Below are 12476 nucleotides of genomic sequence, written 5' to 3' on the forward strand. Positions count from 1 at the left end.
TATGAAAGGTAAACTCTTTATGTATATGTTCGTTTTTGCATTGTTGTTGATCGTGTTTCAATATGTGAACTCCAAGAATATATTTGAAACCTATCAAGAAAAAATGACAAAGCTGATAGCAAAAGAGCAAGTGCTTAAAGATTCTATCAATCACTTAAATAGAGAATTGAAAGCGCTTAAAAGTGAGCTTCCAGTGGAATAGAGCCTATCAAAGCTGAAATTGAATTTGAAATTGACTTGCCTGTCCGTCAGTACCTAAACTGCAACTGAAAACTGCGACTGAAAACTATTTACGCACTAATTTCCCAAACGCTTATTCAGCCAACTCCTCAATTCGTAAAAGTTTTCAGGTGCAACTCCATGCCCAACTGGGAATTCTTTGTAGGTGTTTTTGATAGACAAGGTGTTTAAAAACTGAGGTACTTTTCTTGCCCATTCTACTGGAATGACTTGATCTGCACTACCATGTGAACAATAAAAAGCTAAATGTGAATAGTCTTTAGTTTCTATATCGTCAGGAAGCATTTCAGGGCTGATATAGCCGCTTAAAGCAATGACGTTTCGTATCTTCTCCGGATAGGTGAGCGCTACAGCATAACTCAGAATTGTACCTTGGCTAAAGCCTAAAAGTGTTAGGTTGTCTTTATTGATAGGATACTTTTCTTTCACTTCGTCAATGAAATTAGCGATCAGATCTCTCGATTTAAGAGCTTGTTCATTGTCATTCCATTTGTTCATCTTTGCGTCAAAATTGATCGCATACCATGCATTTCCGTAGGGTTGCATAGGGTAGGGTGCTCGCGCGGAGATGATAAATAACTCTTCTGGTAATTCAGAAGCGAAACTGAAAAGATCATTTTCATCACTTCCATAACCATGGAACATGATGAGTGCAGGAGCGTTTTCCTTTAAATTTGAAGGTCTTGTAATATGATGTAAAGAGAGATCGGACATTATTAATTGATATTTTTAAACCATTCTTGGAATTTTTCACCAAGAACAGGAATGAGTTTATATTCTTCTTTTATGGCATAATAGATGGCAAATAGCCAACACGCAAATGTGATGATCCAAAAGGCAGTTCCCAAAAGACTGTTGACATATTGTTCTACTAAATTTGAAAAAATTAGCATGATCATCAAGCCACACATCTGCCTGATGTGAAATAACGTGAATGGATTTCGTTTTTCTAAATTCATGATAATGGCAATAATTAAGCCTATGAAAGTTAAATAACTAATGATGGCCAGTGTTTTACCATCCTTGATAACAGCATCTTTCATAATTAACTTAAAACCATTTGATTGTTTGAAAAAATACCATAGACCTTGCCTTTGAGATCATAATTTTCAAAGATGGTATTTTTTGATGTAGAAAGAATCATTTCCTTGCTGAATTGATAGTTTTCATTTGGATTGAACAGGGTTAATTTAGCTTTTGTCCCAACAGTAATTGGCGTCGGTTCGATACCAAAACGCTCTTTCCCTTTGGTTAGTAGATCGATCGTTTTCTTTATTGTGAAAATGGTATTCAAAGCCCCAAAAGCGGTTTCCAATCCGATGGTACCATACTTTGCATAATCAAATTCTATTTTTTTATGTTCAATATCAATCGGATTGTGATCACTCGTTACCATATCGATTGTACCATCCTTTAATCCTTCGATAAGTGCATTACAATCAGATTGTGTTCTTAAAGGCGGCGTGACCTTAAAACGCGTGTCGAAAGTTTTTAATACCTCATCAGTTAAAATCAAATTATGAACGGCCACACTGCAGCTCACATCCAATTTTTTGGCTTTTGCATTTCTGATCAATTCGACCGATTTAGCCGAAGAAATCGTCGGAATATGCAATTTTCCACCTGTATATTCCAGTAAAAATAAATCGCGTACAATTTGTAACTCTTCTGCCAAAGTCGGGTTTCCTTTTAGACCCAATGACGTGCTCATGATATTTTCATTCATGACTCCAAATCCAGAGATTTTAGATTCCTGAGGAAATGAATAGATCAATCCCCCGAAATTACTGGCGTATTGCAAGGCCAGTTTCATCAGGTTCGGGTTCCTAACAGGTTTTTGGTAGTCATAGTAAGCAATAGCTCCAGCATTTTTCATATCGAAAAGTTCCGCTAAATCTTCGCCATCACTATTTTTTGTCAAGGCGCCAATTGGATATAAGTTCACAGCATTCCCTTGAGCTTTGCCTCTCAAGAAGGATATATCGGCATAGCTGTCAATCACAGGATTTGTATTGGAATTAACCGCAACATCTGTAAAACCTGACCGTGCTGCTGTTTCAAGTCCGTTCGCAATAGTTTCGCGTTCTTCATAACCTGGTTCTCCAAAACTCACACTACTATCAAACCAACCTTGAGAAACATGTAGATTGTCGAGTGCAATCTCCCTAACTTTATCAGGGTTTTTAATCTGTTTTGAGATTTGGGAGATGATGCCTTTTTCTATTAGAATATCGCAGCTTTGATTATGGAAATCGCTTTTTGAGTCAACTATTGTGGCAGATTTTATCAGTACGTTCATTTTAGAAATTTTAAGATGAGCATTTCAATAATTAAAAAAGCTATTGCAAAAATAACAAACCATTTCCATAGCTCATTAACATTTGTAGTACTTTTTATATCGTCGATAGCAGAAGCCACAGAACTGTTTTTAAGACTATTCGTTACTTGGGAAAGGTTCATATAATTGAGGCGACTTTCATTTCTATCATAATTATAACTGAGGTGCCGTACCACTTTGTCTTTGTTCTTGATCTCATAAATTCCCGCTGTATTAGGGTATTCATCTGTAATTATTTGAACTTTATGACTATAGGTCTGTTGCTTGGGAATAATTGAAGCTTCGGCATTGTCCAATCTCAAGATTTCATCCTGAAGTAAGTTGGTATTGATATCAATAGTATTTGTTGCGCCAATGGTGTAATATAAACGCGGTAGTTTTAAGCTTTGTTTGCCAATATTGTAAAGCACGGGCACGATTAATGGCGAGTTTTTAAAATTGGAATTGCTCTCGTTCAAGCTTGCAGAAAAAGCATACACATTATTGGATTGGATCAAGAACGCTGCGTTATCCTCAAAACTTAAAACACTTGCCCCAGACGAATTGGACAATTTATAAAACGAATTGACCTTTGGATATTGAAAGTTATCTACCTTTTTATCGAATACATTTGCTAAAAGTGGATGTGAAAAGTTAATCTTCGTAATCCGTTTTTCTGATGATATTTTAGATGAAAAACTCGGTAGTAAAAATATATTAAATAGCTGATTGTAAGTATTTAAGCCTGATTCATATGAAGGGATGATTAAGATGCTTCCACCATCATCAGAAAAAGAATTTAAAGAGGTAATCAACGCATTGGGAATGTCTTTCAACTCATTGAGAACAATCAAATTCTGATCGATGATACTATTGTAATTCAGTTCATTAAAGTTGACAATCGTCAGATCAAATTCGTCATCAGAATAGAGCTTTCTTAAAAAATCAGCATTAGCGTCATTAATCACCAATACCTTTATGCGTTCCTTTTTATCTAAATTAAAGTATAAAGTGTTGTCGTAGTTTAAATTAGCATCATCAATTGTAACCTTTCCTTTAAAAGATTTATTGCTGGGAATTGTGAAGATGGTTTCGATGTTGTCATCAATAGAGACCGCACTTTTTGCCATGAGTTGATCATCTTCAAATAACGATATCGACAAGGTTTCAATAGGGTTTCCTTGATTGCTCAACATGACTGTCAACTCCAAGGTTTCCACATTGTTTTTCGAAATATATAGTGAATCGACACTGACATTCCCAGTGTTTTTGGGTTGTAGTTGAACCAATCGATAATTAACGAGACTATCGCTTTCCAGCGTCAAAGCATCATTTTTTTGTTGAAAATCAGAAATTAGTACCAAATTTTTAATACTGCCTTTATCTTTGGAGAATGCTTTTTTCCCTTTTAAAACAACGGCGTCGTATTCCAATTGATAAGGGGAATAGGAAAGTTGTATCAAATCATTTTTTATGGCCTTGATGCTCGTATTTGGAAAATTGAGCTCATTGGTAAAAAGGCTGATGGTTTCATTTTCATCTACGTGCTCAATTAAATTTTGTACAGCGGCATTTAATAAAGTGCCATTATCGCCTTTAGCTTGCATGCTAAACGAGTTGTCCAAATAGATGACGGTTTCGTTGGTGGTGGTAAAACTATTTTTATTGGCTTGATAAGGTTGGGCAAAAGCGATGATGATGCAGGCTAAAAGTAACAAGCGTGTCAATAATGTCAGCCATTTTTTTATTTGTGAGCTTTTACGGGTTTGCAGAGTGATGTTTTTAAGAAACTGAACATTGGTAAAAGCAACTTTTTCGAAGCGTCGGAGTTGAAATAAATGGACAATTATAGGAATAATGAGCAGCAGTAGTGCATAAAGAATTTCGGGGTTTTTAAACTGCATTCCTTTTTTTGATTTTAGTGGTCGAACAGGCGTGTCAAATATAAAAAATACAAGAAGATTAGCCCGTTCTGATTTTGAGAAATTTAACCTTTATAACTTGAGATTGCTAACAAAAGAAGAAAAAATCTTTGGCTTTTGTCAATTGGTGGTTTTCTAAAATGGCAGTGATGTGCTTTTGGGACTTTTTATTGGCCACAGTGACGATCACTTGAGGTTGGTGCAACTTACTTAGAGTAGAAATGGGATGCAGTTTTACTTTATAAATATGTTTACCGATTTTTTTTGGGTTATTGCAAATCCATATAAAAGGGACTTTATTCATCTTCAATAGTTTAGCGCAGAATTTCCCTTTGAAACCAGCACCCCATAACACTAATGGACGTTTGCTGTCAAAATCGAGTTCTAAAAAATAGTGCACTTTCAATTTTAAAAAATGATTATCAGAATAATGATCATCAGTTCGCGAGGTTCTGTTGCTGTAATCTCTCCAATAATGAAGGACTTGGTCGGATGGAATACACTTTAAGCCCTGTTTGTAGAATCGAAACGCCAAATCATAATCTTCGGGATAGATATTTCTTTCAAAAGCGCCACAAGCCATTAAATCATCACGAGACACCATCCAGCAAGGCGATGGGATAACACATTCCTTATAGATTTCAGTGTAATTGGTTCCTGATTTGGTAAGTCCATTGAGCCATTCTTCATAATGCTGATAACCGTCTCCAAGTTGACCTTCACAGAAATATTTGACCAATCCTAAAGCGACATGTCCTTTTCCATGGGTTTTTAAATCACGGTGCATGAGCTCCAGTTTTTTTGGAGCCATGAGATCATCGCTGTCCATTCGGGTGATGTAGTGTCCAGAACTATTTTTAAAAGCCAATTTTAAAGCATCAATAATACCCTGACCATTGTTTTTAAGTAGTTTTATTCGAGCATCTTTTTGAGCGAATGCCGCAACCAAATTATAACTGTCATCTGTGGAGTGGTCGTCCACGATAATCAATTCCCAATTAATATAAGTTTGTTCAAGTATGGATTCGAGATAAGGGGATAAAAAGGCGGAACTGTTTTTAAAAGGTGTTAAAATGCTGATCAAAGGCTGTGGCATACTGCTAAAATACGATTTCTATATAGACATAAAAATTCACTAAAATAATAGTTCCGCAAGATTTGGATAAACACTGAATTGCAACGCGTTATTGGCCTATTGATTTTCAGTATTGTATTTCCGGAAAAAGCAAAGTCTCTATTTCAATTGCTTTAATTTTTTATCAATAGAAAAATGTGTATATTTTTTTTGTAAAACACTCAAAACCAAATCCATAATAGCCAATTCATTGATTTTTAAATAATCATTTACTCGGTTATGAAATAAACACTATGGGTTATAATTCATATAATTATCCAATTCCTCAAGAAGTTCTGTACTGCTAATTTGTAGATGTTTTGGAAGTTTATTGCTTTTGGGCATCACGGCCAAATAGCGATCTTCATTGGTGGTATACACTTGTTTGAAAACTACATGTTCTGAGGTGATCACTTCAACGATTTCCTTTATAAAATCGTCATGATGTACCAAATCTGAACTTCCCAAATGGAACACGCCAGATTTATTTCGATTGATCATATAATGGACTTGTTGGGTCATCTTAAAATCTGTGGTGACATTCATGATCAGATTGGGGAACACTTCAATTGCAGTTTTTTCTGCTATATGCTGCTTGATTACCTTAAGGCGGGGAGATTGTGTGCCAAAAACCATAGGAAGTCTAATAATGATCACTTTCTTTTTGGGTAGGCGCAACAGCATGTTCTCAATCTTAATTTTGAAATGTCCGTAAATACTATCGCTCAAAGTTTTATCCTCCTCATAACTGGGATATTTACTATACGCATCAAACACATTGGCCGACGAGAAGAAAATGATCTTACAGTCATGAGACATCACATATTCAGCCATATGTTGGTGCGCAATCACTTGGGCATGAAAATCGCCACGCAAACAGGAGATGATGATTGAAGGTTTGATCGCTTGAAGGATTTCAAAAATATCATCTTCTTCCACCCGATATTGAAAAAAGTGCTGATTGTTCTCGTAAGTTTTGTTGGATAGGTGATAGGTGCCAAAAGTTTTAAAATATGGCCCCAGTTCTTTATACAGCGCATTTCCTATAAAACCACTGGCTCCAAGGATAAGAATACGATGTTTGTTGTCTGGTGTCTTCATTTTGTGGGGCAAAATTTTCTAAAAAATGGATAATTTGGTCATGGTTGTAAACTGTTCCAAAGCTTGCATTCCCAACAATGAATTGCCTTTCATATTTAAACCTGGCGACCATACTGCTATTGTGAAATGGTTAGGTAAAAGCGCTACAATACCACCTCCAACACCACTTTTTCCCGGTAGGCCCACTTCAAAAGCGAATTCACCTGCTTCGTCGTAAAATCCGCAGGTGAGCATAATGGCATTGATACGTTTGGCTTGGCTTGGTGAAAGTTGGTTCGTCTTTAAACAACAAGCGCCATGATTTGCAAACATAATGAAGGCTTTAGATAATTGCTCACAGGTCATTTCAATGGCACATTGATGAAAATAGAAATCCAAAACGTCGTCGACATCATTTTCCAAATTGCCGTAAGCCTTTAGCAAATTGGCGGCGGCATAATTGTTATAGCCGGTCAAACGTTCGGATTCGGCAACCTTTAAATTAAAAGCAATAGTGGGGTCATCAACAACATTGCGTACATAATTCAAGAAATCTTCTTTCGGATTCTTAAGAAGACTGACCAAAATATCGGCAATAACAAGGGCTCCAGCATTTATTAACGGGTTTCTTGGAATCCCATTTTCCAGTTCCAAAAGTGATAAATGATTAAAGGGGTTTCCTGAGGGTTCCACATCAACCCGTTGCCACAAGTTTTCTGGATACATGGGCAATGCCATCGCGAGTGTCAAAACTTTTGAAACACTCTGAATGGAGAATTTCTTGTTCCAGTCGCCAGTTGCAAAAGTCTGACCATCTAAAAGCCTTAAATGGATTCCAAGATTCTGTGCATCAATATCTGCTAATTCCGGGATATAATTAGCTACCAGTCCTCTAAAGACTTCATCCTTTAAATTATGATGAATGGTATCAATGACATTTTGGAAATCAATCATGTATTAAACTTTATAAAATGGCGTTTTTACAATGGTTGCCGGCACTGCATTTTTTCTTATTTGAATATTGATTTTGGTACCTGCTGCGGATAGATCCGTAGGTACATACCCTAAACCAATGCCTTTATGAAGCGACGGCGACATGGTTCCTGAAGTCACCTTTCCGATGATTTTACCTTGGTCATCCACAATATCATAGCCCTGACGCGGAATGCCTTTTTCGTCCAGTTCAAATCCTACCAATTTATTTTTAGGACCGTTTTCCTTTTCGGCTTTAAGTGCTGCACTATTGGTGAATTCTTTAGTGAATTTGGTGACCCAACCCAATCCTGCTTCAATAGGAGAGGTGGTCTCGTCAATATCATTTCCGTAGAGGCAATAGCCCATTTCCAAACGTAAAGTATCACGAGCGGCCAACCCTATAGGTTTGATGCCGTAGGCTGCGCCAGTTTCAAAAACCTTGTCCCAAATTTGTTTCACTTCAGAGTTTTTACAGTAGATCTCAAAGCCGCCACTTCCAGTATATCCTGTTGCAGAAATGATCACATGTTCCACACCAGCAAAATCACCTACTACAAAGTTATAGAATTTAATTTCTGAAAGGTCATGACTTGTTAAACTCTGCATAGCTTCAACCGCCTTAGGTCCTTGAATGGCCAGCAAAGAATACTCTGGAGAAAGATCTCTAACTGTTGCACCAACATCATTTTTAGAGTTGATCCAGTTCCAGTCTTTCTCAATATTACTGGCATTGACCACCAATAAATAGGAGTCTTCCTTCATCTTATAAATAATCAAATCATCTACAATCCCACCTTCTTCATTAGGCAAATAACTATATTGCGCTTTCCCGATGGTTAATTTTGAAGCATCGTTACTACATACTTTTTGAATTAATTCAAGTGCATGTGGTCCTTCAATTAAGAATTCACCCATATGTGAGACATCAAACACACCAACGCCATTTCTGACGGTTTCATGTTCTGCGCTGACACCTTCGTACTGGACAGGCATATTAAAGCCTGCATAAGGCACTAATTTTGCTCCAAGAGCTTCGTGAGTTGTGGTTAATGCTGTGTTTTTCATGTTTTGTTGTTTATTTCCGCGACGGCGTACTTCTTATTTAAAAATCCTTTGTTAAAATATAAACGACAATAATAACGAGGGTCAGTATTAAAAACGCATATAAAAGTCCCTTTTTAAAGCTGAAACCAGAAATGATATTTTGGATGATGTTTCCGAAAAACTTCAGGATCCCTGTTAATACTTCCTCCATAATTGCGTCACAAAAGTATCGAAAATTATCTGTTTTAAAAATGAATCCTTCCGATTAAAAATTTGTTAAAGGAGTCCTTTGGAACATTTGTCGAAATCATTATGATCACGATCTTAACTTAGGTTTTTCAAGTTGTATAAAAGGTTTGCTTGACTTGATAAACTTAAGTTAAATGTCCTATAAATATTGTAAATGCTTCAATTTCTGTTACATTATAGGTATGGAAAACGTATTAGTAGCAGGTGCTAACGGCACCACAGGAAAACAGATTGTAAAACTTTTATCAGAAACTCAGTATTTTAAACCAGTAGCTATGGTTAGAAAAAAGGAGCAGATGGGTCAGTTCGAAAACAATGGCATTTCAACGGTGTTGGGCGATTTGGAGCAGGATGTTTCACACGCTTTTAAAAATATAGATAAAGTCATATTTGCTGCCGGTTCAGGTGGAAAAAATGTGATTGGTGTAGATCAGGAAGGTGCAAAACGCCTGATCGACGCTTCAAAAAATTCAAATATCAAGAAATTCGTGATGTTAAGCTCTATGGGCGCTGATGCTCCCGAGAAAGCTGATCAATTACAAGATTATTTAAAGGCAAAGCATAATGCCGATGAACATTTGAAAAGTAGTGGTTTGAATTATGCCATTGTAAGACCGGGAACCTTAAATAATAACAATGCCACTGACCATATTCAGTTAAAAGAAAAGCTGTCCCAGACTGGTGAAATCAGTAGGGCGGACGTGGCTCAAACTTTGGTGCGGGTTCTGAATGACGATACGGCGAATAAAGTGTCTTTTGAAATTTTGAATGGAGATACCCTTATCGGGAAGGCTTTGGAAGGATTTTCTGAAAAATAGAACTAAGAAAATAAAATCTATGTAGTATATGAAATGGATCAGGACCGCTTGACTGTAGGCTTAAAGATTCAAGACTTTTTTTTAGGATGATTTTAATTTGAAAAGTGTTTTTCGCTGAGTTTAAGATATAAAAGACAGATGATTGAGTGGTTTTTTTGAGGATGTTATAAGATTCTAAAAAATAATCGACTTGATGGCTTAAAGTATGAGATCCTTTAAAAATTGTACAAATTTCTGGGGAACAACAATAAAAAAAGAGGCGCTTGGCCTCTTTTTTTTATGATAAAGTGTTCAATAAAACAGCTTTCAATTCGTCGTAGTGCGCAATTGGAATCGCGGTTTTTTCATGATCCATAACCGCTTCAATCTGCGATGGCAATTCAATTTTTTCAGGAATGATTTCTTCTACAACATTTAAAAATTTTGTAGGATGTGCGGTTTCTAAAAAGACACAATGTGCATCGTTGTTATCTTTCAAATACGATTTACACCCTAAATAACCGACGGCTCCGTGGGGGTCTGCGATATATTTGAAATCAGTGTAAAGTTCTTTTAAAGCCTCACGCGTTTGATCATCAGAAAAACTATAAGACGATAAATTGGATTTCAAAGCCTCAAAATTGTTCTTGTAGATTTCCTGAATTCGGATAAAGTTACTCGGATTACCCACATCCATAGCGTTACTAATGGTCTGTACAGATGGTTTTGGTTGGTATAATTTAGTGATCAGATACTCCGTCACCACATTGTTTTCATTGTTTGCTGCGACAAAGTGATGGATTGGCAAGCCCAATTGTTGTGCCATCATGCCCGCACAAATATTTCCGAAATTACCACTTGGTACTGAATAGACTATATTTTTATGCGTTTTGTGTAGCTGTTTGTAAGCAAAAAAGAAATAGAACATTTGCGGCAACCAACGTGCAACATTAATCGAGTTGGCCGACGTCAACTGCATTTTATTGGTCAATTCCTCATCTAAAAAAGCACGCTTGACCATGTCTTGACAATCATCAAAAACACCATCTACTTCTAAGGCGGTAATGTTTTGCTTAAGCGTTGTCAATTGCTTTTCCTGAATATCGCTTACTTTTCCACTCGGATATAAAATGACCACATTAACGCCTTTTACACCTAAAAAACCATGGGCAACGGCGCCACCGGTATCACCTGAAGTAGCTACCAATACAGTAACTTCTTCTGTATTATGTTGATTGAAATAACCTAAGCAACGCGCCATGAATCGTGCGCCAACATCTTTGAACGCCATGGTTGGACCATGAAACAGCTCTAAGGTAGAAACTTTGTCATTGATTTTCACAATAGGAAAATCGAAGGATAGCGTTTCGGAAATAATAGTTTTTAAAACATCCTCAGGAATATCTGGACTGACAAATTGCTTTATTGCCTCAAGAGCGATGGCTTCATAGGATAAAGAATCGATGTTTTCAAAAAATGAAGCGGGTAGTGGTGTAATGGTTTCAGGAAAATAAAGTCCTTTATCTGGTGCAATACCTTTGATAACCGCTTCTTTGAATGAGGTGCTTGGGGCTTTTTTGTTTAGTGATTTATAATTCATTTTTATTTTTATTTACCACGTCCTGAAAGCTATCGGGACCACGAGTGTTTTTTAGATTTTCTTTGTGTAACTCTGTGTTTCTCTGTGTAACTCTGTGATATAATTTTTAAAGTTCTCTAATACCTTCTGTATTAATCTTCGATACATAAGTTTCAAACGCAATCGCCGTTTTAGAATACACTTCCCGCATTGCTTTTTCCACATTTTCCGCATTTTCAATTCCTTTTGAAAGCGCAAATATCGCAGGGCCCGCGCCAGAAATGCTTGCTCCCAAAGCACCATGCTCCAATGCCGCCAATTTGACCTCTGCAAAATGCGGAATCAATTGGCTTCTATGCGGCTCAACAATAACGTCCATCAAGCTTCTTTTCAATAACTCATAATCGCTGGTATGAAGGGCATGCACAAAGCTTCCCAGATTTGCCCATTGCGTTATGGCATCCTTCAATGGAAATGTCTTAGGTAAAATGGCTCGGGCATCTGATGTTTTTATTTCTATTTGCGGATGGATGATGGTTGCATAAATATCCTTTGGGGTTGGCAATTGTAATACTTCTAATGGTGATATACTTTTTACTAAAGTAAATCCCCCAAAAATCCCAGGCGCTAAATTGTCAGCATGTTCACTTCCACTTGCTAAAGCTTCACCTTTCATCGCGAAACCGGTGACTTGTGTCTTAGTATACGGTCGACCTAAAAGTTCATTAATGGCAAATACACTACCTGAAGCACTGGCGCTACTGCTACCAATACCGCTTCCCGGTTTAATGTTTTTGTAGATTTCAATCTCAAATCCGAAGTCTGGTTTTGCATCTGCAATCATCGCTAATGCCGATACACCTGCAACATTTTTAGTGGCATCAAGAGGTAAATCATAACCTTCGATTTTGGTGATGAAGATCCCTTTTCTTTCGGTCGTTCTTATAACCATCTCATCACCGATCGTATCCAAACAAAACCCGAGGACGTCATATCCGCAGGACACATTGGCTACCGTTGCGGGTGAGAATATTTTGATTTCTTTTTTATTCACAAGTTTTTATTTTTCGCCACGTCCCGATAGCTATCGGGATCACGAATATTTATTTTTCTTAACTTAACTTCAATTTAGACTGCGACTGAAGCCTGCAAACTGGAG

Annotated in this window: 12 protein-coding genes; 2 read left to right on the plus strand and 10 right to left on the minus strand. The window is 37.0% G+C overall.

The genetic code is table 11. The features are described 5' to 3' along the window. Window position 1 precedes the first annotated feature (1 nt). On the plus strand, window positions 2-202 hold the full coding sequence (locus J4051_RS07320; protein ID WP_208233218.1) for a hypothetical protein: 201 nt from the start codon (window positions 2-4) through the stop codon (window positions 200-202). Between the two features lie 95 nt (window positions 203-297). Here the strand turns inward: J4051_RS07320 and J4051_RS07325 are convergent, their stop codons facing one another. The 8 genes from J4051_RS07325 to gcvT all read right to left on the minus strand — a co-directional run bounded on the left by J4051_RS07325 (window position 298) and on the right by gcvT (window position 8713). Beyond that, window positions 298-954, minus strand: coding sequence for an alpha/beta hydrolase (locus tag J4051_RS07325; protein ID WP_208233219.1), 657 nt, complete (start codon window positions 952-954; stop codon window positions 298-300). Between the two features lie 2 nt (window positions 955-956). Next, on the minus strand, window positions 957-1283 hold the full coding sequence (locus J4051_RS07330; RefSeq protein ID WP_208233220.1) for a DUF4870 domain-containing protein: 327 nt from the start codon (window positions 1281-1283) through the stop codon (window positions 957-959). Window positions 1284-1285: 2 nt separating this feature from the next. Beyond that, complete coding sequence (locus tag J4051_RS07335) at window positions 1286-2539, minus strand: dihydroorotase (RefSeq protein ID WP_208233221.1); 1254 nt, start codon at window positions 2537-2539, stop codon at window positions 1286-1288. Beyond that, complete coding sequence (locus tag J4051_RS07340) at window positions 2536-4461, minus strand: BatA domain-containing protein (RefSeq protein WP_208233222.1); 1926 nt, start codon at window positions 4459-4461, stop codon at window positions 2536-2538. The genes J4051_RS07335 and J4051_RS07340 overlap by 4 nt, the downstream gene beginning before the upstream one ends. Before the next feature lie 106 nt (window positions 4462-4567). Then, window positions 4568-5575: a glycosyltransferase family 2 protein gene (locus J4051_RS07345; RefSeq protein WP_208233223.1), complete on the minus strand. Its 1008-nt coding sequence runs from the start codon at window positions 5573-5575 to the stop codon at window positions 4568-4570. Between the two features lie 270 nt (window positions 5576-5845). Beyond that, window positions 5846-6694, minus strand: coding sequence for a sugar nucleotide-binding protein (locus J4051_RS07350; protein WP_208233224.1), 849 nt, complete (start codon window positions 6692-6694; stop codon window positions 5846-5848). Window positions 6695-6712: 18 nt separating this feature from the next. Then, window positions 6713-7627 (minus strand): glutaminase, encoded by a 915-nt coding sequence (locus J4051_RS07355; RefSeq protein ID WP_208233225.1) that lies wholly within the window; start codon window positions 7625-7627, stop codon window positions 6713-6715. A gap of 3 nt (window positions 7628-7630) precedes the next feature. Beyond that, window positions 7631-8713, minus strand: a complete 1083-nt coding sequence (gene gcvT, locus J4051_RS07360; protein ID WP_208233226.1) for a glycine cleavage system aminomethyltransferase GcvT — start codon at window positions 8711-8713, stop codon at window positions 7631-7633. Between the two features lie 410 nt (window positions 8714-9123). Between gcvT and J4051_RS07365 the strand changes: the two genes are divergently transcribed. Beyond that, window positions 9124-9759, plus strand: a complete 636-nt coding sequence (locus tag J4051_RS07365) for an SDR family oxidoreductase (RefSeq protein WP_208233227.1) — start codon at window positions 9124-9126, stop codon at window positions 9757-9759. A gap of 277 nt (window positions 9760-10036) precedes the next feature. Here the strand turns inward: J4051_RS07365 and thrC are convergent, their stop codons facing one another. Beyond that, the gene (thrC, locus tag J4051_RS07370; RefSeq protein ID WP_208233228.1) at window positions 10037-11338 is read right to left on the minus strand and encodes a threonine synthase; all 1302 of its coding nucleotides are present in this window, start codon (window positions 11336-11338) and stop codon (window positions 10037-10039) included. Window positions 11339-11444: 106 nt separating this feature from the next. Continuing rightward, a complete protein-coding gene (locus J4051_RS07375; protein ID WP_208233229.1) occupies window positions 11445-12371 on the minus strand; it encodes a homoserine kinase in 927 nt (308 codons plus the stop codon). Window positions 12372-12476 lie beyond the last annotated feature (105 nt).

Source organism: Gelidibacter pelagius, assembly GCF_017581925.1.
Taxonomy (GTDB): Bacteria; Bacteroidota; Bacteroidia; order Flavobacteriales; family Flavobacteriaceae; genus Gelidibacter; species Gelidibacter pelagius.